This window comes from Curtobacterium sp. MCLR17_042 (genome assembly GCF_003234695.1).
Lineage (GTDB): Bacteria > Actinomycetota > Actinomycetes > Actinomycetales > Microbacteriaceae > Curtobacterium > Curtobacterium flaccumfaciens.
This window is the reverse complement of the sequence record NZ_QKTD01000004.1, coordinates 78902-102558: the sequence shown is the minus strand read 5'-3', so window position 1 is coordinate 102558 and position 23657 is coordinate 78902. Positions and strand designations below refer to the sequence as shown.

22 protein-coding genes and 1 tRNA gene are annotated in these 23657 nt (G+C 71.2%); 6 read left to right on the top strand and 17 right to left on the bottom strand.

What is annotated here, in order from left to right:
* Nucleotides 1–58: 58 nt before the first annotated feature.
* The gene (gene argG, locus DEJ02_RS06220) at nucleotides 59–1501 is read right to left on the bottom strand and encodes an argininosuccinate synthase (protein ID WP_042540079.1); all 1443 of its coding nucleotides are present in this window, start codon (nucleotides 1499–1501) and stop codon (nucleotides 59–61) included.
* A gap of 111 nt (nucleotides 1502–1612) precedes the next feature.
* Between argG and DEJ02_RS06215 the strand changes: the two genes are divergently transcribed.
* Nucleotides 1613–2167 carry an RNA polymerase sigma factor gene (locus DEJ02_RS06215; protein ID WP_111032360.1) on the top strand — a complete coding sequence of 185 codons (555 nt, stop codon included), beginning with the start codon at nucleotides 1613–1615 and terminating at the stop codon, nucleotides 2165–2167.
* Nucleotides 2164–3078 (top strand): hypothetical protein, encoded by a 915-nt coding sequence (locus DEJ02_RS06210; protein ID WP_146249230.1) that lies wholly within the window; start codon nucleotides 2164–2166, stop codon nucleotides 3076–3078. The genes DEJ02_RS06215 and DEJ02_RS06210 overlap by 4 nt, the downstream gene beginning before the upstream one ends.
* A 140-nt stretch (nucleotides 3079–3218) precedes the next feature.
* Here the strand turns inward: DEJ02_RS06210 and DEJ02_RS06205 are convergent, their stop codons facing one another.
* From DEJ02_RS06205 to DEJ02_RS06190, 4 genes are all read right to left on the bottom strand, one after another.
* Nucleotides 3219–4637, bottom strand: a complete 1419-nt coding sequence (locus DEJ02_RS06205; protein ID WP_146249229.1) for a VCBS repeat-containing protein — start codon at nucleotides 4635–4637, stop codon at nucleotides 3219–3221.
* 67 nt (nucleotides 4638–4704) lie between these two features.
* A tRNA-Arg gene (locus tag DEJ02_RS06200) sits at nucleotides 4705–4779 on the bottom strand.
* Nucleotides 4780–4792: 13 nt separating this feature from the next.
* Nucleotides 4793–5896: an epoxide hydrolase family protein gene (locus DEJ02_RS06195; protein ID WP_111032357.1), complete on the bottom strand. Its 1104-nt coding sequence runs from the start codon at nucleotides 5894–5896 to the stop codon at nucleotides 4793–4795.
* Between the two features lie 68 nt (nucleotides 5897–5964).
* Complete coding sequence (locus DEJ02_RS06190) at nucleotides 5965–6690, bottom strand: GntR family transcriptional regulator (protein WP_220036566.1); 726 nt, start codon at nucleotides 6688–6690, stop codon at nucleotides 5965–5967.
* Nucleotides 6691–6865: 175 nt separating this feature from the next.
* On the opposite strand from DEJ02_RS06190, the gene DEJ02_RS06185 reads away from it, so the two are divergent.
* The 3 genes from DEJ02_RS06185 to DEJ02_RS06175 are packed head-to-tail and all read left to right on the top strand — an operon-like array spanning nucleotide 6866 to nucleotide 9742.
* A complete protein-coding gene (locus tag DEJ02_RS06185) occupies nucleotides 6866–7561 on the top strand; it encodes an HAD family hydrolase (protein ID WP_111032355.1) in 696 nt (231 codons plus the stop codon).
* Nucleotides 7558–8625 (top strand): alcohol dehydrogenase catalytic domain-containing protein, encoded by a 1068-nt coding sequence (locus DEJ02_RS06180; protein WP_111032354.1) that lies wholly within the window; start codon nucleotides 7558–7560, stop codon nucleotides 8623–8625. Before DEJ02_RS06185 ends, DEJ02_RS06180 begins: the two co-directional genes overlap by 4 nt.
* A 7-nt stretch (nucleotides 8626–8632) precedes the next feature.
* Nucleotides 8633–9742, top strand: a complete 1110-nt coding sequence (locus DEJ02_RS06175; protein ID WP_111032353.1) for an alpha-D-ribose 1-methylphosphonate 5-triphosphate diphosphatase — start codon at nucleotides 8633–8635, stop codon at nucleotides 9740–9742.
* Nucleotides 9743–9771: 29 nt separating this feature from the next.
* Here DEJ02_RS06175 and DEJ02_RS06170 read toward each other — a convergent pair whose 3' ends face one another.
* The 12 genes from DEJ02_RS06170 to DEJ02_RS06115 all read right to left on the bottom strand — a co-directional run bounded on the left by DEJ02_RS06170 (nucleotide 9772) and on the right by DEJ02_RS06115 (nucleotide 22356).
* Nucleotides 9772–10872: a TIGR03364 family FAD-dependent oxidoreductase gene (locus DEJ02_RS06170; protein WP_111032352.1), complete on the bottom strand. Its 1101-nt coding sequence runs from the start codon at nucleotides 10870–10872 to the stop codon at nucleotides 9772–9774.
* The gene (locus DEJ02_RS06165; protein WP_111032351.1) at nucleotides 10869–12614 is read right to left on the bottom strand and encodes an ABC transporter permease; all 1746 of its coding nucleotides are present in this window, start codon (nucleotides 12612–12614) and stop codon (nucleotides 10869–10871) included. The genes DEJ02_RS06170 and DEJ02_RS06165 overlap by 4 nt, the downstream gene beginning before the upstream one ends.
* The gene (phnC, locus tag DEJ02_RS06160) at nucleotides 12611–13447 is read right to left on the bottom strand and encodes a phosphonate ABC transporter ATP-binding protein (protein ID WP_111032350.1); all 837 of its coding nucleotides are present in this window, start codon (nucleotides 13445–13447) and stop codon (nucleotides 12611–12613) included. Before phnC ends, DEJ02_RS06165 begins: the two co-directional genes overlap by 4 nt.
* A 35-nt stretch (nucleotides 13448–13482) precedes the next feature.
* Complete coding sequence (locus tag DEJ02_RS06155; RefSeq protein ID WP_111032349.1) at nucleotides 13483–14424, bottom strand: phosphate/phosphite/phosphonate ABC transporter substrate-binding protein; 942 nt, start codon at nucleotides 14422–14424, stop codon at nucleotides 13483–13485.
* Nucleotides 14425–14627: 203 nt separating this feature from the next.
* Complete coding sequence (locus DEJ02_RS06150; RefSeq protein WP_111032348.1) at nucleotides 14628–15500, bottom strand: EamA family transporter; 873 nt, start codon at nucleotides 15498–15500, stop codon at nucleotides 14628–14630.
* A 354-nt stretch (nucleotides 15501–15854) separates the two neighbouring features.
* Nucleotides 15855–17084: a PrsW family intramembrane metalloprotease gene (locus tag DEJ02_RS06145; protein ID WP_111032347.1), complete on the bottom strand. Its 1230-nt coding sequence runs from the start codon at nucleotides 17082–17084 to the stop codon at nucleotides 15855–15857.
* Complete coding sequence (locus DEJ02_RS06140) at nucleotides 17081–17713, bottom strand: hypothetical protein (RefSeq protein ID WP_111032346.1); 633 nt, start codon at nucleotides 17711–17713, stop codon at nucleotides 17081–17083. Before DEJ02_RS06140 ends, DEJ02_RS06145 begins: the two co-directional genes overlap by 4 nt.
* Nucleotides 17710–18537: a CPBP family intramembrane glutamic endopeptidase gene (locus tag DEJ02_RS06135; RefSeq protein WP_111032345.1), complete on the bottom strand. Its 828-nt coding sequence runs from the start codon at nucleotides 18535–18537 to the stop codon at nucleotides 17710–17712. The genes DEJ02_RS06140 and DEJ02_RS06135 overlap by 4 nt, the downstream gene beginning before the upstream one ends.
* A gap of 161 nt (nucleotides 18538–18698) precedes the next feature.
* Nucleotides 18699–19403: an AIM24 family protein gene (locus tag DEJ02_RS06130; protein WP_071244046.1), complete on the bottom strand. Its 705-nt coding sequence runs from the start codon at nucleotides 19401–19403 to the stop codon at nucleotides 18699–18701.
* 196 nt (nucleotides 19404–19599) lie between these two features.
* Entirely contained in the window at nucleotides 19600–20094 is a 495-nt protein-coding gene (locus DEJ02_RS06125) for an HNH endonuclease (protein ID WP_111032344.1), read from the bottom strand.
* A gap of 352 nt (nucleotides 20095–20446) precedes the next feature.
* On the bottom strand, nucleotides 20447–21418 hold the full coding sequence (locus DEJ02_RS18740) for a C40 family peptidase (RefSeq protein ID WP_111032343.1): 972 nt from the start codon (nucleotides 21416–21418) through the stop codon (nucleotides 20447–20449).
* Nucleotides 21419–21660: 242 nt separating this feature from the next.
* Nucleotides 21661–22356, bottom strand: a complete 696-nt coding sequence (locus tag DEJ02_RS06115; RefSeq protein ID WP_071404062.1) for a metal-dependent transcriptional regulator — start codon at nucleotides 22354–22356, stop codon at nucleotides 21661–21663.
* Nucleotides 22357–22540: 184 nt separating this feature from the next.
* On the opposite strand from DEJ02_RS06115, the gene serC reads away from it, so the two are divergent.
* Entirely contained in the window at nucleotides 22541–23656 is a 1116-nt protein-coding gene (serC, locus tag DEJ02_RS06110) for a phosphoserine transaminase (RefSeq protein WP_071404063.1), read from the top strand.
* Nucleotide 23657 lies beyond the last annotated feature (1 nt).

Genomic DNA, 23657 nt, shown 5'->3' with positions numbered 1-23657 from the left:
AGCTGGCACCGGGCCTCCCGTCATCAAGGGGTCGCGCCCAGGGCGCGGATCCGCTCGATCAGTCGGTGCCGGAGTCGAAGGCAGCGCCCTCGGAGGCGAGGTCCGTGCGACGACCCATCGCGTCCTCGGCGTCGGAGGCGACGATCGCGCCGCCGAGGATCTCCTCGGCCTCGCCCGCCTCGAGCTCGCCGACGAGCTCGGCCGTCGCGCCACCGATGAGGCCGGCGGCGGCGTACTGCTCGAGCCGCGAACGGGAGTCCGCGATGTCGAGGTTGCGCATGGTGAGCTGGCCGATGCGGTCGTCCGGGCCGAAGGCAGCGTCGCCGACGCGCTCCATCGACAGCTTGTCCGGGTGGTACGACAGCGCGGGGCCCGTGGTGTCGAGGATCGTGTAGTCGTCACCACGACGCAGGCGCAGCGTGACCTCGCCGGTGACGGCGGAGGCGACCCAGCGCTGCAGCGACTCGCGGAGCATGAGGGACTGCGGGTCGAGCCAGCGGCCCTCGTACATCAGGCGACCGAGACGGCGACCCTCGTTGTGGTACGAGGCGACCGTGTCCTCGTTGTGGATCGCGTTGAGCAGGCGCTCGTAGGCGATGTGCAGCAGCGCCATGCCCGGAGCCTCGTAGATGCCACGGCTCTTGGCTTCGATGATGCGGTTCTCGATCTGGTCGGACGCACCAAGGCCGTGGCGGCCACCGATGGCGTTCGCCTCGTAGACCAGGGCGACCGCGTCGGTGTACTCGACGCCGTTGATCGCGACGGGGCGACCGGCCTCGAACCGGACGCTGACGATCTCGGTCGCGACCTCGACGTCGTCACGCCAGGCGGCGACGCCCATGATCGGCTCGACGATGTCCAGGCCGCTCGACAGCTCTTCGAGGCTCTTCGCCTCGTGCGTCGCGCCCCAGATGTTCGCGTCGGTCGAGTACGCCTTCTCGGTGGAGTCGCGGTACGGGAACCCGCGGGCGACGAGCCACTCGCTCATCTCCTTGCGGCCGCCGAGCTCCTCGACGAACTCGGAGTCGAGCCACGGCTTGTAGACGCGCAGACGCGGGTTGGCCATCAGGCCGTAGCGGTAGAACCGCTCGATGTCGTTGCCCTTGTAGGTGGAGCCGTCGCCCCAGATGTCGACGCCGTCTTCCTTCATCGCGCGGACGAGCATCGTGCCCGTCACCGCGCGGCCGAGCGGCGTCGTGTTGAAGTACGTCTTGCCGCCGGAGCGGATGTGGAACGCACCGGTCTGCAGGGCGACCAGGCCCTCTTCGACCAGGGCGCTCTTCGCGTCGACCAGTCGGGCGATCTCCGCGCCGTACTCGTGGGCGCGGCTCGGGACGGCGTCGATGTCCGGCTCGTCGTACTGGCCGATGTCGGCCGTGTACGTGCAGGGAATCGCTCCCTTCTCGCGCATCCAGGCAACGGCGCAGGAGGTGTCGAGACCCCCTGAGAACGCGATGCCGACTCGTTCGCCGACGGGGAGACTGCTCAGGACCTTGGACACGGGGTCAATCGTACGGGGCCAGCGGGCTCGACTACCGTCCGGGGCGACGGTTGTGGAGAACTGACCTGCCACAACCCGGAACCGATCCAGGGCGACCGGACAATACAGGGCATGAACCAGATCACGGGGGACCGGTCCGACTGGGCCCTGGGCGTCGCCGGGGACGGCCGTGCGGTCGGTCGGCTCTTCGACCGGCACGCGGCGCGACTGCGTCGTCACGTCCGAGCGCTCGTCCCGACGCCGGACGACGCCGATGACGTGGTCGCCGTGGTGTTCCTCGAAGCCTGGCGGAAGCGGGACCACGTCCGTTTCGTCGACGACTCGATGCTGCCGTGGCTCCTCGTCACGGCGACCAACACGGCGCACAACCTGACGCGGTCGTCTCGGCGGCACCGCTCGTTCCTCGGCAGGTTCCCGGTCGACGATCCGGCACCCGACCCAGCGGACTCCTTCACCGACGCAGAGGCCGTGACCGCGCTCCGTGGTCTCCCGATCGCAGACCAGCGGGTCCTGTCCCTCTGCGTGCTCGAGGGGCTGAGCGAGCGTGAGGCCGCGACCGTCCTCGGCGTCCCGCCCGGCACCGTCAAGTCCCGGCTCCACCGTGCGAAGGCGCGGCTCCACAAGCAGTACTCGGCGACAGCGGAACCCCTCGGAGGCACACTGTGAACCACGACCAGATCTCCCCTCGTCTCGCAGCGATGCGCGACGCACTCGTCGCAGAGGTCGACGCCACCAGCGCCACCGGAGCGCCGCTCCGTCGACGTCGCCGACCGACCCGCGGCACGGTCCTCACGATCACGGCGGCGTTCCTGGCGGGATCGGCCGTCACGGGCGGGATCACCGCGGCTGCCGTCCCGTCGAACGACCCGGACGCCGCGCTGGAGAGCACCCTCGCGACCTCGACGCGCTACATGGTCGAGGAAGCGAACCACGCCACGATCCTCGGGATTCCGGCCTTCGCGGCCACGCAGGGCGATGGTTCGTTCTCGCTCGGCACCCGCCCCGCGAACGCCGACCGGGTGACGCTCACGTGGAAGTGCCTCGACCCGGGGACCTTCACCGTGGCCATCGACGGGACGACCATCGACGGGCCCACCCGCTGCACCCCGGGCACGACCGGCGGGGTGAGCGGTGAGCATTGGAGCCTGTCCCCAGCGCCCGGTTCCGGACACTCGGCGGCGACCATCAGCGTGACGGGCGGCGGCTCCGCCCGCTACGCCGTCTGGGCCTCGTGGGTCGAGTCCGCGCCGATCGCGGAACCCTCTGCCCAGCAGCGAGCCGAGATCCGGGACGACCGGATCACCCTCGACGAGTACCGCGCCGCCTTCAACCGGCTCGAGGCCTGCCTGACCCAGGCGGGACACCCGATGGACGACGTGCCGCTCTCGTGGTTCGCGAACGGGTCCTGGACGAGCCGACCGGTGGGCACGGGCCCCTGGTATCTGTACTCCACGCCTGCCGAGGGCCTCGAGGTGTTCGACACCCAGTGCTACCCGCGGGAGTTCGGCCAGGTCGACGCGCTCTGGCAGGCGGAACACCCGATGCCGGAGGACCCGCCGGCCCAGCCTGCTGGCTGATGCACCATGGTGCGGAGGCTCATGCGACCGAGGAAGGGAACGAGATGCTTGGTCGTCATGCACTTCGAACCACCAGGACGGCGGAGGCCCCACGCCTTGCGGTCGTGGGGCCTCTCGGTCGATCAGTGGATCTTCGCGGCCTAACCGGTGTACCGAACTGATCCAGTCGCACTTCCGAGGTCGAAGTGCTGGTGGTGGCAGGCGGTGTCCGTGACCGAGCGGATGTTCGAGAACGCGGGTCGGTTGGGCATGCAGTTGAACTGACCAGCCTGCGAGCCGCTCGGCACGATGCTGTCGAGGTAACGCACGTACTCGATGCGCTTCGCCTCCGAAGAAGCGGACATCGTGGTTCCTCCCACCCCGATGACGTCGATCGCCTTCGCGGGGTCGTAGCAGTGCAACGAGAAGTCGCAGTTCGTGGACTCGTCCATGCACGGACGTCCGATGTCACTCACCCGGATGCTCCCGAAGTGGTCGACCGACATCGCGAGAGCCTGGAGGATGCGGACGTCCACCCTGCACCCGGCTGGAGCTGTACCGGTCTGGGCGTACGGAAGGATCTCTCGCTCGAAGATCGCAGCCTTGCCGTCGATGAACGTGAGTTTGCCTGCCTGGTACTGGGATTGCAGGCGCTTTGCGACCGCCTGGGCGCTGCTCGAGGGCGTCGACCTGCCGTCCCAGTCACCGGCGATGGGGACGAGCGAGCTGTTGCCGGTCGGTCCGAACACGAAGGTGATCGATGCGGATCCCGGCGCGTTCGAGTTCGTCAGGTGGTAGGAGCCGTCGCTCGGGCGGTACCACCCGACCGTGTCCTTGCCGTCACCGTTCCAATCGCCGGCAACTGGGGACACGGAGGAATTACCGGACACCCCCCACGCGAAGGCTGTCGAGGTCGCTCCGTTCCCGTTGGCGCTGGCCAGGTGCCAGGAACCATCGCTCGGGCGGTACCACCCGACGGTGTCCTTCCCGTCGCCGTTCCAGTCACCAGCGATGGCGGTCACCGACGAATTGCCCGCTGCTCCGTAGACGAAGGCGGAGGACGTCGCACTGTTGCTGTTCGCGCTGGCCAGGTGCCACGAGGCATCGCTCGGGCGGTACCACCCGACCGTGTCCTTGCCGTCGCCGTCCCAATCGCCCGCAACCGGGACGACGGACTTGTCACCGGCGGGGCCGTAGAGGAAGGAGATGTCGGTGCCGCCGTTGAGCTCGGCCGTGAGGTGCCACGATGCGTCGCTGTACCGGTACCACCCGACGCTCGACGATCCGTTCCCGTCCCAGTCGCCAGAGACCGGCACGATCCCACCGCTGTTGGCCGGACCGAACACGAACGCACGGTCGCTCTGCCCACCTCCTGGCGGTGTGCTGTAGGACAAGTGCCACGACGAGTTCGACGGCTGGTAGTACCCGATCCCGGAGGCGGCATTGGCGGTGCTCGCCTGGGCCGAGTCCTCGGGCGTGGTCACCCCGACCGCGAAGCCGGAGAGCGCCGTCGCTGCAGCCAACCCCGCGAGGACGCGGATGAAGCCAGCTCGCCTGTGTTGTTTCTGTGATTTCCCCATGCAACAACGATGGCAGACCAATCGTTCTACCCAGGGCGAGAGACGACCCCCAACTCGGGGGTGGTGCTGGTGCCCCTGGAGGGACTCGAACCCCCAACCGTTTCCTTAGGACGGAACTGCTCTTCCATTGAGCTACAGAGGCTGGCCCGACCACTCTAGCGGCGGAAGGGCCCCAAGAACGCGTGCAGTTCGTCGACGAACAGGTCGGGCTGCTCGAACGGCGCAAAGTGCCCGCCGCGGTCGAGCTCGTGGTGGAACACGAGGTTCGTGGTGCGCTCGAGCCACTCGCGCGGCGCCCGCACGATGTCGCCGGGGAAGATCGAGAACCCGGACGGCACCTCGACCCGTCGTTCCAGCTGCTCCGCCGGGATCGCCGCGTTCGCATGGTACATCCGCATCGCCGACCCGATCGTGGCGGTGGCCCAGTACTCGGTGAGCAGCGCCAGGACCTCGTCGCGCGTGTAGACCGACCACAGGTCCCCGTCGGAGTCGCTCCACGCCCGGAGCTTCTCGACGATCCAGGCCGCGAGACCCGCGGGTGAGTCGTTCAGCCCGACGGCCGCGGTCTGCGGCTTCGTCCGGTGCAGCATCGCGTAGGCGCCCTCGGCGGTGCGCCACCGATCGGTCGCGGCGACGAACTCCCGCTCGGCGGCGGACAACGTCGACGCATCCAGCCCCGGCCAGGCGAGCCCGCCGTCGATGCGGTGCACGGCGACGACCCGGTCGGGGTGGTCGAGTGCCAGGTAGCGGGCGACGTGCGTGCCGATGTCGCCGCCGGACACCGCGAACCGCTCGTACCCCAGGTCCGTCATCAGCGTCGCCCACATGCCGGCCACCTGCCGGGCGTCGAGCACCTGCGGCGGTGCATCCGAGAAGCCGTACCCGGGCATGTCCGGCACGACGACGTCGTACCCGGCGTCGACGAGCATCGGCAGCACCTTGCGGTACCGCCAGCCGGAGTCCGGCCAGCCGTGCGCGAGCAGGACCGGCAGGGCGTCGGTCCGCGGAGCGCGGGCGTGCAGCACGTGGATGCCGATGCCGTCCACGAAGACACGGCGCGAGGGCAGCGCGGCGAGCTCGGCACGGTGCGCGTCGAAGTCGAACCCGTCGGCCCAGTACTCGACGAGCGGGCGCAGGACGTCGAGGTCCACGCCGAGCGACCAGCCGACCCCGGCGGGCGCGTCCGGCCAGCGCGTGGCACGCAGCCGAGCACGCAGGTCGTCGATGGTCGCGTCGTCGATGTGCGGTGTCTCGCCCATGCCGGCGACGCTAGTCAGCGCCACCGACGAACGGAAGGCCAGGCCGACGAACGGAAGACCGCAGCCGATCAGGTCAGCGGTGCGTCCCGACCGGCCTCGAACAACACCCGGATGGCGTCCGCCCGGATCCACCGCTCGCTCAGGCAGAGCGGTCGCTCGTCGTCGCGGTCCGACGTCAGGCTCTCGATGAACCAGCCGAGCGTCACCTCGTCGAGGTCCAGGTGCCGGGCGACGTCCTCGGACACCACGTCGGCGGTCGCACGGACCCAGCGGCGGTGCGGCGTGGAACGTCCCACCTGCCGGAGCACCTCGTACAGCGAGTCACTGACCTGCAGCGCCTCGGCGAGCTCGGGCACGATCGACGGCGGGACCCACTCCACGCCCCACGCTGCCGGCAGCCCGTCGACCAGCGAGCGCCGGGTCAGGCGGTGCACGGGCGCTCCCGGTTCCAGGTCGAGGGACTCCGCGATGCGCGGCGGGACGGGGACGAGTGCGCACGACAGCGTCACGCTGGACGGCTTGCCTCCGGCCGCGCGGACGGTGTGGCTCCACGACGGTGCCGCACGCGAACCGATCAGGTAGTCGATGCGGCGTGCGACGAAACTGCCGACGCCCTTCACCCGGCGGATGCGGTTGCGCCGCTGCAGGTGCTGCAGCGCCGCCCGGGCGGCGGACCGCCCGACGCCGAACCGCGCCGCCAGCTCCGCCTCGCTGGCCACCCGCGAGCCGATCGGCAGATCGGCCAACTCGCCCTCCAGGGCGGCGGCGATGTCGAGGTATCGGGTCTCCGGCACGCTCGGACTGTAGCCGGTCCTCTGGCGGACCGCATGCCTGTCCGGACAGGCCGCCACGAGCCTCCCGGCGTCGTTCACCTGGCGGACACCTGCGCACCGTCTGCCCGCCACGGCGCACTCCGACGCTGGTCGGACCGCGCCGGTCCCGGCGTGACGGCACGAACCCAGGAGTCCCATGATCTCGCTCGTCTGCCTCGACATGGCAGGAACCACCGTCGACGACGGTGGCGTCGTCCTCGACGCCTTCCGCACCGCACTCACCGACGTCGGCCTCGAGCACGGCAGCTCGGAGCACGACCGCGCGGTGCGGTACGCGGTCGACACCATGGGCCAGTCGAAGATCGCCGTGTTCACGGCGCTCTTCGACGGGGACGGCGTCCGCGCCGAGGCGGCCAACACCGCGTTCGAGCGTGCGTACGGCCGGACCCTCGACCGCGGCGTGCGTCCGGTGGACGGCGCCGTCGAGACACTCGTCGCACTCCGCGCAGCGGGGCGACGGATCGCGCTGACCACCGGGTTCTCGCCCGCGACGCGCGACGCGGTGCTCGACCTGCTCGGCTGGCGGCCGCTGATCGACCTCGCGCTCTCCCCCGCCGACGCCGGCCGCGGGCGCCCGTTCCCGGACATGGTGCTCACCGCCGTGCTCCGGACCGGCACCGACGACGTCCGTGACGTGGCGGTCGTCGGGGACACCGTCGCCGACCTGCTCACGGGACACCGCGCCGGTGCCTCCGTCGTGGCGGGCGTGCGGACCGGGACGCACCAGGACGCCGACTTCGCGACCGTCCAGCACACCCACGTCCTCGACTCGGTCACCGAGTTGCCGTCGGTGCTCGCCGAGGTCGAGGACGCCGCCCGGGTCCTGGCGTGACGCCGGTGCGCGCCGACGCCCGGTACGCCCTGTGGCACGGCGTCGGCGCCCCGGTCACCGTCGAGACGCTGCCGTCGACGACGCTGCCGGACGGCGGTGTGCTCGTCGAGGTCGAGCTGGCCACCGTGTGCGGCAGCGACCTGCACACCGCGCTCGGCCACCGTCCGGGTCCGACGCCGAGTGTCCTCGGCCACGAACAGGTCGGCCGCGTCGTCGCGGTCGACGCCGTGCCGCCGACCACCGTCCAGGGACAGCCGGTCCGGGTCGGTGACCGCGTCGTGTGGTCGGTCGCCGCGTCGTGCGGTGACTGCGACCGGTGCGCGTCGGGCATCCCGCAGAAGTGCCGCTCCCTGCGGAAGTACGGCCACGAGGCCGTCACCGCGGACTGGACGCTGAACGGCGGCTTCGCCACGCACTGCGTCCTGCTCCCCGGCACGGCGATCGCGGTCGTCCCCGCGCACGTGCCGGCAGCCGTCGCCGCGCCGGCGGCCTGCGCCACGGCGACCGTGGCCGCGGCGCTCGACGCGGTGCAGCGACCGCTCGACGGCGCACGGGTCCTGGTCACCGGTGCCGGCATGCTCGGGATCACCGCCGTCGCGATGGCCGTCGATGCGGGTGCCAGCGTGACCGTCTCCGACCCGAACGCCGGCCGACGTGCCCGGGCGGTCTGCTTCGGCGCGGCGCGGGCCGCTGCCCCGGGTGACGCGATCGGGTCCTTCGACGTCGCGGTCGAGCTGTCCGGCTACCCCGACGCGGTCGAGGCGGCGGTGGACTCCCTCGACGTCGACGGCGTCGCCGTGCTCGTCGGAGCGGTCTCGACCAGCCGTCCGGTGACCATCGACCCGGAGCAGATCGTGCGGCGGCTGAACCGGATCGTCGGGGTCCACAACTACGCGCCCCGGCACCTCGCGACCGCGGTGGCCTTCCTCGCGCGCAGCGAGCTGCCCTTCGCGGACCTGGTCGAGCAGCCGGTCGGCCTCGGCGCGGTCGGGCACGCCGTCACGACGCCGCCGTCGGACGGGTTCCTGCGCCGCGGGGTCGCCCCCGCCGTCGCCGTGGTGTGATGGCTGCGTGACGACCTTCACCGCTGCCCGTGTCCACCGGGGCGACGGCGCGACGCCGGGCTCGTCCTTCGCCGTGCGCGACGGCGTGGTCGTCGAGGCGTCGGCCGGACCGGCGGTCGACCTCGGCGACGTCGACGTCCTGCCGGGCCTGGTCGACCTGCACGCCGACTCGTTGTCCCGCTTCGAGCAGCCGCGCCCCGGCGTCCCGGTCCCGCTCGCGCACGCGCTCGAGTCCTTCGCCGCCGACGCCCTGCTCGCTGGCGTGACGACCGCGCTGCTGTGCTGCTCGGTGGAGCACGCGACTGCTCCGGCGCGCAGCGCCGAGCACGCCGCCGCCGTCCTCGACGCGGTCGCCGCGTCCGACCTGCCGGTCGAAGTCCGCGTGCACCTGCGCGTCGACGTCACCCACGACGACGCCGTGGCAGCGGCCGGGAGGCTCGTGGCGGCGTATCCGGATCGCGTCGCCCTGGTCTCGTACATGGACCACACCCCCGGCCGCGGCCAGTACCCGACCGTCGCCGCGTGGAGACGGGCCTACCGCGCGCTCGACCGCGCCGACGACGAGGAGCTCGACGCCCGCCTGGCGGCGTTCCAGGCCGGCGCCGAGGGCATCGGCCGACGACGAGCGGCTGTCGCCGAGCTCGCGGACCGGGCCGGTGTGGTCGTCGCAGCACACGACGACGAGACACCCGAAGCCGTCCTCGAGGCCCGTCGGCTCGGCGCCCGGATCTCGGAGTTCCCGGTCACCGAGCGCGCTGCGGCCGCCGCGATCGACGCCGGGCTCGGGGTCGTCGTCGGTGCGCCGAACCTCTGGCGGGGCGGGTCGCACGGCTCCGGGCTGTCCGCTCGCGCGGCGATCGCGGCCGGTCGGGCCGACGTGGTGGCGTCGGACTACCAGCTCGGCTCGCTGCTGCCGGGGCTGCGAGCGGCCGTCGCCGCCGGGGTCGCACCGTTCGCCGACCTCGTCGCGACCGTCACGCGGAACCCCGCGGAACACGTCGGGCTCACCGACCGGGGGCTCCTCGCACCGGGGCGCCGAGCGGACTTCGTCGCCGTGCGCGAGGACCGTGTGGTCGGTGTCTGGCGTGACGGCCGGCAGCGGCTGTTCCGCGACTGACGATCCCCCTCGATCGAGGACGGCCGGGGTCAGCCGAGGACCGTCGGCGCGATGCCGAGGCCGGTCGTCATGCCGATGCCCGTGGTGACCGTCACGACGTCGACCCCGGGGACCGGCTGGTCGATGAGGAACTCCCGCCCCGGCGCCGAGGCGTAGACGCCCTGCCACCGGTCGACGACGGAGACCGGCGCACCGAACAGCCGCTCGGTCTCGGTGACGAGCAGCCGGAAGCCGTCCTCGTCCTGGAACGGCGGCGCGTCGACCCCGCGCTCGTGGGTGTCCCCGACGATGACGCTGCCGTCCGGCGGCGACGTGTACATCTGGTTGAGGTCCCAGCGGATCCCCTCGGGCAGGTCGGCGGCGAGCCGGTCCCGCAGGGCAGCTGCTCCGGGCATCGCGGCGAACCCCGAGTACCGCAGCAGCGACCACCCGGTCAGCAGCGGTGTGGCGAGCGGGAAGGCGAGGGGGATCGTCGCCCGCAGCATGTGGAGCCGGCAGCGGACCAGGCCGATCGACTCCGCGAGCTCCGGGAAGAGCTGGTCGAGGTCGTGGTTGGTGCAGACGACGATCCGGGTCCCCTCCACGATGCCCCGACCGGTGCGGACGGCGCCGGTGGTGACCTCGAGCACGGGGGTGCGCCAGTGGAAGGTGACCCCCTGCCCGGCGAGCCAGCGCGCGATCGCGGGAGCTGCCTCGCGGGGGTCGACCTGCAGGTCGTGCGCCAGGTGGGCGCCGCCGAGGGCCGAGCCGGGGTCGACCGGAACCGCCGCTGCGATCTCGGTCGCGTCGGCCAGCCGCAGGTCCGCGCCGGAGTCGCGGTACTCCTCGAGCACCGCGAGCTCCTCAGGGCGACGGGCGACGACGTGCGCACCGCGTTCGCGCGCCGTGAACCCGGCGAGCTGCGCGAGTGCCAGCCAACGGCGGCGTGCCTCCTGCGCGTAGCCGGCCGCCTCCCCGGTCTGCGGGGTGACGCAGGCGTGCCCGAAGTTCCGGACACTCGCACCGACGATCGCGCCCGCACGATCGACCACCGCGACCCGGGCGCCCTGGCGGAGTGCCTCGTAGGCCATGCCGAGCCCGACGATGCCCGCGCCGACCACGACGACGTCGTACCGTTCCGTCGCGCTCACCGGAACACCCGCCGCAGCCACATGGCCAGGCCCTCGGTGACGAGCACCGTGACCAGGATGAGCAGGACGATCGCGGTGACGGACGCGTAGTTCGACCCCTGCGCTGCATTGAGGAGGTAGTAGCCGATGCCGCCACCTCCGACGATGCCGAGGATCGTCGCCGCACGGATGTTCGTGTCGAGCAGGTAGAAGGTGTGCCCGAGCATCGCGCGGAACCCCTGCGGCACCGTCGCCGAGGCGTAGCGCTGCAGGCGACCCGCGCCGGTGGCGGTGACGGCGCGCTCGGGCCCGGGAGCGACCTCCTCGAGCGAGTCCGCGATCAGCTTGCCGAGGAGCCCGATGCCACCGAAGGCCAGGGCGAGGGTCCCCGCCTGCGCACCGAGCCCCGTCACGACGATGAGCACGACCGCGAGGATCGTCTCCGGGATCCCGCGGACGACGACGAGCAGCAGCCGTGCGCCGCCCCGGACCCCGCGCCCGGGAGCGACGTTGCGGGCGGCCAGGGACCCGATGACGAGCGAGAGCAGCAGCGCGAGGACGGTCGCGGCGAGGGCGATCGCGACGGTGTCGAACATCGCGCTGAACATGATGCCGGCACCGTAGCTGCCGAAGGACGGCGGCCAGAACTGCACGGCGACGGCGGGGATCTTGCCCCACACGGTGACCAGGTCACCCCAGGCGATGTCGCAGACCACGACACTGCCGACGACGACGGCCAGGGCGACCCAGCACCAGATCGCGTTCCGGACCCGGACGGGGGTCCACGGGCGGCGGAGGGTGCCCTCGACCGTCGCGGCGACCGGTCGCCGCGTGGACGGTGCGGCCTCGGTTCGCTGCCGGTCCCGTCGACGCATCCACCGACGGGCAGCCCTGGCACCGATGCCGCGCCCGGCCGGGGCCACCCCGAGCATGGCGGCGCGCACCGAGCTGGAGACGATCTCCATCAGGACGCACAGGCCGAAGATGACGATCGCGTACCCGATGCCGAGTGAGTAGTCGAGCGACTTGAACGCGAAGGACATCTCGCGGCCGAGGCCGACGATGCCGACGTACCCGAGGATGACGGATCCGCGCAGGTTGATGTCGTTGCGGTGCAGGATCGTCGCGACCCACGACGGCAGCACCTGCGGGAGCACGCCGGCGGTGAACTGCTGCGCACGGCTCCCCCCGGCTGCCCGGATCGCGTTGCGCGGTCCTTCGTCGATCTGTTCGATGGCGTCGGCGAAGAGCTTCGAGATCATCCCGACGGAGTGGATGCCGATCGCCAGGATCCCGGGCAGCGGACCGATCGTGAAGACCAGGACGAACACCATCGCGAGGACGACGTCCGGCACGGCCCGGGTCAGGACGCTGACCAACCGCGCTGCGGCCACCCACCCGCGGGCCGGACTGGTGTTCGCCGCCGCCAGGTACGCGACGGGGACGCTCAGTGCGGCGGCGAGCAGGGTGCCGAGCAGGACGAGCCCGACGGTGAGCGCGGTCTGCTGCAGCAGCACCGGGGCCGCCGGGAACCGGACGGTGCCCACACGGTGGAAGAAGTGCTCGGCGTTCGACCACGACGCGATGATGTTCGGGATCGAGATGTCGACCCGCGCGACCGCGACGCACGCCAGCACGCCGAGGGCGACGAGGGTGAGCACCGCAGCGGTGCGCTCCGGCGAGACCCGGCGGCGGGGTGCACGACGGGCCACGTCCTCGGCGAGCGCCGCCGCGGTTCCGGGTCGGGTGTCGAGCGTCGTCACGAGGTCCGCTCCCCAGCGTCGAGTGCGTGCAGCTCGGCCTCGATCGTGGCGAACTCGTCGGTGCTCGTCGCGACCTGCCCGTAGATCTCCATGACCTCCGCCTTGCCGAGGCCGTCGGTCCGGGTGTCGAGCACGACCTCGCCGTGCCGGAGCCCGATGATCCGGTCCGCCCACGACAGGGCCAGGTCGACCTGGTGCAGGCTGCAGAGCACCGTCAGCCCCCGGTCGGCGGCGATCTCGCGGATGAGGCGCATGACCTGCCCGCTGGACTCCGGGTCGAGCGAGGCGACCGGCTCGTCAGCCAGGAGCACCGTCGGGTCCTGCATGAGGGCCCGGGCGATCGCGACGCGCTGCTGCTGCCCACCCGACAGGGTGTCGGCCCGCTGGTACGCGCGGTCGAGCAGCCCGACGCGGTCGAGGTGCCCGAGTGCGGTGCGACGGAGGCCGCGCGGGTACGACCAGAGGCCGAGCCGCGGGCCACGGAGGGTCGCGAGCGCTCCGGTGAGCACGTTCTCGAGCACGGTGAGCGCCGGCACGAGTTCGAACTGCTGGAACACGAACCCGACGCGACTCCGCAGCTCGCGCAGACGGCGCCCGGTCAGGCGGTGCACCTCGGTCCCGTCCACCCGGACGCTGCCGGACGTCGGGAGCTCGAGTGCGTCGACGTGCCGGAGCAGGGTGCTCTTGCCGGAGCCGGACAGCCCGAGGAGCACGACCACCTCGCCCTGCCCGACGCGCAGCGACACGTCGCGCAACGCCGTCGTGTCGCCGAAGCGCTTCGTCAGGCCGGTGATCTCGACGGCCGGGGTACCGACCGGTGCGTGGTTCGTCATGGTGCTCCTCGGGCTGCCGTCTCGCGGTCGCCGGGTCAGGCCTGGCAGGTGGTGGACTTCGTCGTCTCGCAGATGTCGCGGATCAGGTCGTAGTACTCGTCGTCGACGGGCTTGGTGCCGTAGAAGACGCTGCGGAAGCCGTCGCTGTCGGCGCTGTCGACACCGGCGTCGATGATCTGGTCGATGGTGACGTCGGACAGCGCCTTCGTCAGCGTCTCCTTCTCGGCCGACGGCAGGGTGTCCGAGACGACGATCGGGGCGCCGGGGACCATCGTCTTCGCGACGACGCGCACGTCGTCGTTCTTCTCGACCTCGCTGTCCTCGGCGAACCCGGCGTCGCACTCGGTGCCCGCCGCGACCTTCTGGACGCTGACGTCGTGCTTGCCGGCGAACACCGGGGTGACGTCGGTCTTCGGGTCGACGCCCGCCTTGAGCAGGTTGTAGCTCGGGAACAGGTAGCCCGAGGTCGACGAGGGGTCGACGAAGCAGACCTTCTTGCCGGCGAAGTCCTTGAGCGAGTCGATGTCGCTGTCCTTCGGCACGATGGCCTCGGAGTAGTACCCGGGCTTCTGCCCCTCGGCGGTGATGATGGAGGAGATCGGGGTGATCTTCGCGCCGTTGTTCTTCGCCGTGACGTAGGTGAACCCGGAGAACGACGCGACGTCGATCTTGCCCGCGACGGACGCCTCGATGAGCGCGGCGTAGTCGGTCGACTCGTGGTACTCGACCTTCTTGCCGGTCTCCTTCGCGATGTAGTCCATCAGCGGCTGGTAGTTCGTCTCGGTGTCCACGGAGTCGGGGACCACGCCGAACACGATGGTGTTCTCGTCCGCGGCGTACTGCACGGCGTCGGAGCCGCCTGCGGGGCTGCCGTCACCGGTCGCGGCGGTGGAGCCTGCGGAGCAGGAGCTGAGCGTGGCGACGAGGGCCAGGGCGCCGGCCAGCGCGACGAGCGACTTGCGTGCGGAGATGGGCATGATGACCTTTCAGGCGGTTCGGGGGGGGGGCGGGTCCGGTGCGGACGACCGCAACTGTCGCAGCCGACCGGTGGAGCGGAGTTCCGTCCCGGTACACGCGGCGTGGACGGCAGGTGAACTCGGTTGGCACCTGTCCGGACAGGCCGCCGACGACGACGCCGCCGTCGCCGTCGCCGTTGCCGTCGCCGTCGCCGTCGCCGTCGTCAGAGCGCGAGCAGCGCGATGCCGCCGAGCACCACCACCGCGGCACCGACCCGGGCGAGCGCACGGCCTTCGCGGAGCACCAGCACCCCGAACAGGCTGACGAGCACGACGCTCACCTCGCGCATCGGTGCGACGAGCGCCACGGGGGCGATGCCGATCGCGACCAGCACGAGGATGTACGACAGCGGCGACAGCACCCCGAACGCGAGCACCCGCGGCCAGTGCTGCCGCAGCACGGGCAGGACCTCGCGCCGCCGCGACCCGAGGGCCAGTCCGAAGAACACGACCTCGACCGCCGTGCACCCGACCATGAACGCGACCGGCGCGACTCCCAGATCGCGGACGACGTACGCGTCCCAGATCGTGTACGCGGCGATGGCCACTCCGGTGAGCAGACCCGCGACCAGTCCCGGGTCGATCCGCCGCCTCGGGAGCTCCGTCGACGTCGTCCCCCGGTCGGCGAGCCCGACGGCGACCACACCGACGAGCACCAGCAGCCCGCCGACCAGGGCGATCCAGTGCGGGCGCTCACCCAGGAGCACGATCGCCAGGACGACGCTGATCGTCGGCCCGGTCCCCCGCGCCGTGGCGTACACCGTCGACAGCCGCCCGACCCGGTACCCGCGCTGCAGCACCAGCATGTACAGGACGTGCAGCACCCCGGACGCGGCCACGCCGAGCACGAAGCCGCCGGGGTCCGCGTCGCCGAGGCCCCCGGTGAACGGGACCACACCGATCCAGACCAGCACGCTCGACACCGCGCCGAGCCACAGGAACGGCATCCCGATCCGGCTCACCCCGTGGGCGATGACGTTCCACCCCGCGTGGGCGACGGCGGCGGACAGGACGAGGAGGACGGCGAGCGGTGTCACGGCAGGACCTTCTGCCCGGCGCGCGGCGCGACGGGCGAGGTCCTCCAGGCTTTTGTCCGTTCAGATGACGGCCCGCGTTCGGTGGCGGACCGTGGCGCCGCTCGGACCAGTCGGACGGGGAGTCCCGGAACCCTAGGCGCTGTCGACGGGGACGCTAACACCGCCGAGGCGGCCGCCGCGAACCTGTCCGGACAGGCGCTGACGCGCGTTCACGCGCCGTTCGGCGGACGTTCCCCGGCGTCGTCAGATCGTGTCCGGTCCGGAAGTGGCAGGCAAGCGGACGGGAGGCCCGTGGCGGGCCCGCCACGGGCCTCCTGTCCGTTGCTGATCACGCTCACGCGCGAGACGGCAGACCTACGCGGTCTGCTGACCGCCGTTCCGCACCCGGGTGACCTCCTGTCGGGTGAACGCGATGTGGTCCGGGTCGTCGACGTGCGGGAGCGCTTCGGCGAGATCGTGGATCGCGGTCAGCAGCACGCGGCGCCGTCGGCGCTCCTGCCGGGATCCGGCCGCCTTGACGTACCGCCGTCGCGCCTTCCGGGTACCGACGACGGCGTCGAGTTCGTCCGCCGAGAGCAGCCCGTCCGCCACCTCGGGCGCGAGCACCGTGCGGAGGTCCTCCCGCTCGGGGCGGACGGCGAACCGGAAGACCCGGAACACCACGAACACGACGATCACCGTCAGGATCGCGATGAACACCAGGTTGAAGGCCTGCAGCGGTCCGACGAGCGCGCCGAGGTCGTCCCAGAGGCCGTGCATGGCCATCGCGAGGACCATCAGCCCGACACCGAGCCCGACCCGTCTGCGCTGCACGGGACTGCCGGCGAGCAGGAACAGCCCCGTCGCGAAGATCGCGGAGTACGCGATGTGTCCGGCGACCCCGGTGGTCATCCGGACCACCAGCGTCTCCAGCCCCGCCAGGAACGGGTGCGCGCCGAAGTTCGCACCGGAGGTCTGCGCGACGTAGAGCACGTCCTCGACGACCTGGAACCCGAGCCCGAGGAACGCCCCCAGGATGAACGCGTCGAACGTGGTCCGGACGATCCGCGGTGCCAGGGTGATCAGGAGCACCAGACCGATGCCCTTCGACACCTCTTCGGTGAAGGGCGCGGTGAGCCCGGCTGCCCAGTCGGCGGCCCAGCGTTGCCCGAAGGTCTTGCCGTACAGGCCGAGGATCGCGTCGTTGGCGTAGATCGCCATGAAGAACGTCGCCGCGGTGGCACCCCACAGGAACGCGTGGACCACCAGGCTGATCGGCAGGGTCGAGTACCGGTCCATGGCACGGGTCGCCCACCAGAACAGGGCCGCGTACAGGACCAGGACCAGGCCGTTGGTGGCGACCGCCGAGGCGAACGGCGCCACAGCGGACTGCAGGATCGTGACCGCGTTCCAGGCGCCGGCGATCACCAGACCCCAGAACACCCAGAACGCGGCGTTCCGCGGCTGGAAGAGTTCCATCCGCAGGCCCCACCCGGACCGTTCGAAGACCGCCGTCCGTGCCTGCTCCAGCTCGGTCGGCACCGACGACGCGGCGACCGTGCCGACGGTGCGCTCGGGATCCCGTCGGAACAGGTTCAGCCTCATGATCCGGCTCCTTCGACGGTGATCGACGACAGGGTCTGTCCGATCAGGGTGGCCGTCCTCGACGGTGTGCTGTTCGGTGTGCTGATGACGACTTCGACACCGACGCCGTCCGCGACGAACGCGGCGATGGCACCGTCGTTCCGGACGTCACGGAACTCGCTGATCACCCCGCGCACCCCGGACGCCGTCGTGACCGGGGTCACCGTCGATCGAAGGGCCTGGGTACCGGTGGCCGCGTTGGTGGACTCGATCTGCCGCAGCAGTGCGCGCGGCGTGCCCTCGAAGGTGCCGGTCCGGAGCGTGATCGACGTCGTGCCGTCGAACACGGTCGCAGATGCCGGGTAGGTGCCGCCCGCCTCGGCATCACCGGTGAGGACACCGTCACTGATGCCCCACCCGGCTGGCGGCGTGAACTCGACGTCCTCCTTCAGCGACATCGTGCTCCCCGCCGGGACCGTCTCGGTGAACGACACCTGGTCGTTCAGCCACGGCACGCCCCAGTGCATGATCGCGGCGGTCGCCAGCACGATCACCGCGGGGAGGACCGTCCGGCGGTCCAGCCCCCACCACCGTCGGTCGGCCGGCACCCACCGATGCCGCCGACCGGTGGTCTCCACCGTGGGCGTCATGCGACGTCCGCCGATCCGGGCTGCGCTGCTCGTCGGGTCTTCCGGTCCTGCCGGGCGATGCTCACCACGAGGGCGATCGCGAGCGCCGCGGTGACGAACACCGACAGGGACGAGATGATGTCGGCGCCGGACATGTCCGACCGGTTGGAGTCGTTGTCGCCGGACTGCAGGAAGCGGGCGAAGTCCCCGAGGCCGTGCAGGACGATCGGTACCCACAGCCTCCCCGTCGCGCGGAGCGCACCGTAGAAGAGCGCCCCGTCCACGGCGAGGTACAGGGTGTCGAAGATGATCGAGGCGACCCCGACGCCGTCGAACAGGTAGCCGACGGTGTGGGCGAACCCGAAGGCGAACGAGGTGATCAGCAGCGCGGTGATCTCGCGGTGGTGCCCGAGCACGCTGACACGGAGGATCCCGCGGAAGTACAGCTCCTCACCGAACCCGATGAACAACGAACCCACGAGGTAGATGAGCACGACCGAGACCGTCTGCTCGGACCACGGAACCTCCATGAGGAGCCCGATGAGCTGCACCACGAGGACGATCGGGATCGCGAGCATCCACCACCGACGACGTTCCGTGAACGGTGACGGAGCAGTCCACGCCTCCGCTGTCCAACCAGCCTGGCGGGTGAAGAGCAGGCCGACCACGATGAGGACCGGGACCACGATGTAGTGGCTGAGGACGAAGTCGAGGGTGTCGTCACCGTTCGCGAACACGCTCAACAGGTTCCCGCCGACAGCGGCGAGGAGCACGTAGAACGCTGCGGCCGCGAGGCCGACCCAGATAGCTCGCGGGATCGTCCGGATGCTGCGGATGTCGGTCACGGGTCCTGCTCTCGAGTCGGTGGGACTGCGGGCGGTCCTCCGTCAGCACCGGAGGACCAGGACGACACCGGCCAGAGCATGAAGCCCCCTCAGGTCTCAGGGGAAGTATGCCCGGATGCCGCGTTCTCCGGCCAGAACAGGTGCGGCCGGGCGTGGCAGGCTCAGTCGCGGTCGCTGCCCTGCGGCTTCGGCAGGTACGGCTGGATGGCCGCGGCGAGGGCCGCCGGCGTCATCGACTGCAGCCAGATCCGGCCCGGACCGTGCACCTCGGCGAGGAACATCGAGTCACCGAACACCTTGTTCTTGATGCCCTTCACCGTGGCGAACTCGACCGACGTGCCCGCGCGGTACATCGCCAGGTGCCCCGGGTGGACCAGCAGCGACTCCCCCGCGGCGAGCTCGACCTCGGTGAGTTCGCCGGCGAGCTGCACCCACGCCGTCCCCGAGCCCGACAGCGCCTGGAACACCACGCCCGCGCCACCGAAGATCCCCGCTCCGAGGCGCTTCTGGAACCCGACGGACACGTCGACGTCGGCGGTGCTCGCCATGTACGAACCCGACTGCACCAGGAACTGGTCCGCCGGGTCCACCGTGATCTCGCGGATCGTGCCGGGGAGGCTCGCGGCGAACGTGATCCGCCCGCCCGCGGCCGACGCCGTGTACTCGGTGAGGAACAGCTGCCCACCGCCGAGCGCTCGCTTGAGCCCACCGAGGAACCCGCCGCTGCCACCGTGCGCGGTCGAGGTGTCCATACCGAACCCGGGGGTCAGCCAGGCCACGTCACCGCCCTCGGCCACGATGCGTTCACCCGCGTCGAGCGCGAGCGTCAGGACGGGCATGGTCGTTCCGGAGATCTCGCTGCGCATCGTTGCTCTTCCCTCGTGTCGCCGGACCGTCGGTCGGGGCTCCGACCGACGCCGCTGGCGTCGAGCCCAGGATGGCGGACGCGGCGCGACCTGCCAAGGGCGGGTCGGGCACTGGTCGCGGCGGGCGACGGACGGGAGGCCCGTGGCGGCGTCGCCACGGGCCTCCGGTCCGTCTGGTGGTGCGGACCGACGGCCGCTACGCGGCCACGAGGTACTCGTCCCACTCCGCCTGCGGACGCTCGATGCCGCGCACGACCCACGAGGACCCGTGCGGCACCTTCGGCGGGAACCGGAGGCGCCACCCCATCTCCTGCGGGGTGCGGTCGCCCTTGGTGTTGTTGCAGGCCAGGCAGCAGGCGACGAGGTTCTCCCACGAGTCCTGCCCACCGCGCGACCGCGGCTGCACGTGGTCGATCGTGGTGGCGTGCCGGCCGCAGTAGGCACAGTGGTTGCCGTCCCGACGCAGCACACCGCGACGGGACACCGGCACGAGCCTGGAGTGCGGGATGCGCACGTAGCGGGTGAGGATGATGACGGACGGACGGTCGTAGCTCGACGTCGACCCGGCCACCGGGTGTTCGACGTCGGCGGCGACGATGGCGGCCTTCTGGTTCATGACCAGCACGAGGGCTCGTCGGAACGAGATCACCGCGAGGGGCTCGTAACCGGCGTTGAGGACGAGAGTGCGCATGGGTTCCCTTCCGACGTGCCTGGACGGCTTCCAGGCGCTGCGGGTGCGTCGGACCGACGGCGCGAACGGGTGAGGACGACCTGTTCACGCCCCTAAACCACGAAGAGCACCACCCGGATGGGCAGTGCTCTCGTCATGCAGGGGCGTGCTCGTGCACGCAGGCTGTGCTCGACCATATGTCGATGCGCGCGCGCCGACCCATGGTGCGGGTCGTGCGGAACATCGACATGAGGGTCTCCTGTTCGCGCCGGTGCGGACCGGTGCAGCGTCAGGTTAACCCAGAAACCGGCCCGGCACGAGGGTGTGCGGGCCGGTTCTGGAGAAGTTCACACTCCCCCGGGGGCAGTGTTCGCTAGATGCCGAAGCGGACGATGTGGTAGTCGCTCGTCCAGATCGGGCGGATCTGGACGGTGCCACCGGGCTTCGGGGCGTCCATGATCATGCCGTTGCCCATGTAGAAGCCGTCGTGCGCCTCGTTGTTGAAGATGACGACGTCGCCGGGCTGCGCCTCGGACTCGGGGATCGTGGTGCCGGCCTGGTCCTGCAGCGGCACGGAGTGCGCGAGGTTGATGCCGTACTGGGCGTACACGAACATGATGAAGCCGGAGCAGTCGAAGCCCGACGGGTCCGCGCCACCGAAGACGTACGGGGTGCCGATGTACTGCTTGCCCGTGGCGACCACGGCCGGCAGCGAGAACGGGGTGTCGGCGGCGGACGAGCTGGCCGCGTACTCGGCGGCGGTGGGCCCGGTGTACGAGGAGTACTGCTTCGCGGTCGCGGCGCGGGCGGTCTGGGTCTGCTCGGCCTGCTCGGCGGCTTCCTTCGCAGCGGCAGCCTGGTCGGCGGCGGCCTGCTTCGCGGCCTTCTCGGCGTCGAGCGTCGCGGTGGAGGTCGCGCCGAAGCCGTCACGGCTCGTGTCGGCGAGCGCCACGGCGTCGGAGACCGACAGTTCCTGGCTCTGCGTGGCACGGACCTGACGCTGGGCATCGGCGACGGCGGTCGAGTTGCTCGAGGTCGTCGCGGCGAAGGCCGGAGCGACCGCGACCGTGCCGAACATGCCGGCGGCCACGGTGAGGACGACCGGCGCGAGGAACTTGCGCTTGCGCGACGACGAGCTGGCCTTCGCGGTGTTCGCTGCGGCCGCGGCCTGCGCGGCACGACGACCACCGGGCAGCGGGGCGGAGCGCACCGGCACGACCTTGCGGACCGGGCGGCCCTCGGTCTCGCGCACGGCCCGCCGGGTGAGCGGGGCGGTGGTGGCGTTCTCGGTGTTCGTCGGGTTCGCGGGCGTCTGGTCGTCCGCGGCGGTACCGGTCTGCGTCAAGAGGTGTGTCTCCAACGTCTCGTCATCACGCCGCCGTGGGTGTCCGGCGGTGTGCAACCCCATCCGTTCGTCATCGTTTCCGATCGAGGCAGGAGACGGGTTCGAGACGTCCTGCCACGGGTCTCCGGCTCAGGGGCAGCGCGGCGACTCGGACGAGTGTACGGAAGCGTCGTTACCGAGTCGAGACCAAACGCCCCGCAGGTAACGAAACGGTAAAGACTCTCAGGAACGACCAGGAACGGTCAGCCGCGTTCGATGTAGACGTGCTGCGCGACCTCGATCGGCAGCTCGATGCCCGAGTCCTCACCCTCGACGCGGACCGCGACGTAGGCGCCAGCGCGCTGCACGCTCGCCACGCGCCCGGGCATGACGCCGGCGGTGCGGAGCTGGTGCAGGAGTTCCGGTTCGAACTGCACGGGCTCGCCCAGGCGTCGGACGACCCCGGTCGTGACGGCGTCGGTGCCCTCGGTCGCGGCGACGATGTTCTGGACGCCGTCGAGGAACCCGGCGGCCGCGGGGCCACCGATCTCGGCCAGCCCCGGGATCGGGTTGCCGTACGGCGACTCCGTCGGGTTGCCGAGCATCTCGAGCAGGCGGACCTCGACCTGCTCGCTCATGACGTGCTCCCACCGGCAGGCCTCGTCGTGCACGAACGCCCAGTCGAGTCCGATGACGTCGGCCAGCAGGCGTTCGGCCAGACGGTGCTTGCGCATCACGTGCGTGGCGCGGGAACGACCCTCGTCGGTGAGCTCCAGGTGCCGGTCGCCGGAGACGACGACCAGGCCGTCGCGCTCCATGCGGGCGATGGTCTGCGAGACCGTCGGGCCCGAGTGTCCGAGGCGCTCGGAGATGCGCGCGCGCAGCGGCACGATCGCCTCTTCCTCGAGGTCGAGGATGGTGCGAAGGTACATCTCCGTGGTGTCGACGAGATCGGTCACGGTCCGCCTCTCATGTCTGGGCCCAGCGCCGACCACACTACTTGTTCGCACCGACGAACACCGACCGGCGCCCGGGTGCACGTGAGAAAGGGTCATCCGACGCGGTGGACGGGCGGGCCGAACACTCCCCGTCCGGCCGGTACACGGGCTCGGGCGGGCGGATCGTCATCGTTAGGATCGGTGCATGGCAGACATCGTCATCCCGGCCGAACTCCTCCCCACCGACGGTCGCTTCGGCTGTGGTCCGTCGAAGATCCGCGGCGCCCAGCTCGAGTCCCTCGTGACGCGCGGCGCCACGATCCTCGGCACGTCGCACCGCCAGAAGCCCGTGAAGGACCTGGTCGGCAGCGTCCGCTCCGGCCTCGCCGACCTGTTCCAGATCCCCGAGGGCTACGAGGTCGTCCTCGGCAACGGCGGCTCGACCGCGTTCTGGGACGCCGCCGCCTTCGGCCTCATCGAGCGCCGTGCCGAGAACCTGTCCTTCGGCGAGTTCGGGTCGAAGTTCGCCAAGGCCGCAGCGGCCCCGTGGCTCGAGGCGCCGCACGTCGTCGAGGCACCGGGTGGCTCCCTCGCCGCACTCGAGCCGGTGGAGGGCGTGGACGTCTACGCCTACCCGCACAACGAGACCTCGACGGGCGTCATGGCCCCGGTCGTCCGCGCGACCGGTGACGCCGGCGCCCTGACCGTCGTCGACGCGACGAGCGCCGCCGGTGGAGCCCTGTTCGACGTCAGCGCCACCGACGTCTACTACTTCGCCCCGCAGAAGAACTTCGCCTCGGACGGCGGCCTGTGGCTCGCGCTGCTCTCCCCCGCCGCGATCGAGCGGATCGAGCGGATCGCCGCCTCCGACCGGTACATCCCGGAGTTCCTGTCGCTCAAGAACGCCGTCGACAACTCGCGCCTGAACCAGACCCTGAACACCCCGGCGATCTCCACGCTGCTGCTCCTCGACGAGCAGGTGCGGTGGATGAACGAGTCCGGTGGCCTGGCGTGGGCGGACCTCCGCACGAAGACCTCGTCGTCGACGATCTACGACTGGGCCGAGGCCAGCGACTCCGCGACCCCGTTCGTCTCCGACCCCGCCGCTCGGTCCCAGGTCGTCGCCACGATCGACCTCGACGACTCGATCGACGCCAAGGCCGTGGCCGCGACCCTGCGCGCGAACGGCATCGTCGACACCGAGCCGTACCGGAAGCTCGGCCGCAACCAGCTGCGCGTCGCGACCTTCACCGCGATCGACCCGGACGACGTCGCGAAGCTCGTGCGCGCGATCGACTTCACGATCGACGCCCTGCGCTGAC

What these genes read in the sequence shown, in the direction of transcription:
- DEJ02_RS06130 (WP_071244046.1), bottom strand. Translation starts at nt 19,403, where the DNA reads ATGCGCAGCGAGATCTCCGGAACGACCATGCCCGTCCTGACGCTCGCG.
- DEJ02_RS06140 (WP_111032346.1), bottom strand. Translation starts at nt 17,713, where the DNA reads ATGACGCCCACGGTGGAGACCACCGGTCGGCGGCATCGGTGGGTGCCG.
- DEJ02_RS06125 (WP_111032344.1), bottom strand. Translation starts at nt 20,094, where the DNA reads ATGCGCACTCTCGTCCTCAACGCCGGTTACGAGCCCCTCGCGGTGATC.
- DEJ02_RS06215 (WP_111032360.1), top strand. Translation starts at nt 1,613, where the DNA reads ATGAACCAGATCACGGGGGACCGGTCCGACTGGGCCCTGGGCGTCGCC.
- DEJ02_RS06205 (WP_146249229.1), bottom strand. Translation starts at nt 4,637, where the DNA reads ATGGGGAAATCACAGAAACAACACAGGCGAGCTGGCTTCATCCGCGTC.
- serC (WP_071404063.1), top strand. Translation starts at nt 22,541, where the DNA reads ATGGCAGACATCGTCATCCCGGCCGAACTCCTCCCCACCGACGGTCGC.
- DEJ02_RS06195 (WP_111032357.1), bottom strand. Translation starts at nt 5,896, where the DNA reads ATGGGCGAGACACCGCACATCGACGACGCGACCATCGACGACCTGCGT.
- DEJ02_RS06145 (WP_111032347.1), bottom strand. Translation starts at nt 17,084, where the DNA reads ATGAGGCTGAACCTGTTCCGACGGGATCCCGAGCGCACCGTCGGCACG.
- DEJ02_RS06185 (WP_111032355.1), top strand. Translation starts at nt 6,866, where the DNA reads ATGATCTCGCTCGTCTGCCTCGACATGGCAGGAACCACCGTCGACGAC.
- phnC (WP_111032350.1), bottom strand. Translation starts at nt 13,447, where the DNA reads ATGACGAACCACGCACCGGTCGGTACCCCGGCCGTCGAGATCACCGGC.
- DEJ02_RS06155 (WP_111032349.1), bottom strand. Translation starts at nt 14,424, where the DNA reads ATGCCCATCTCCGCACGCAAGTCGCTCGTCGCGCTGGCCGGCGCCCTG.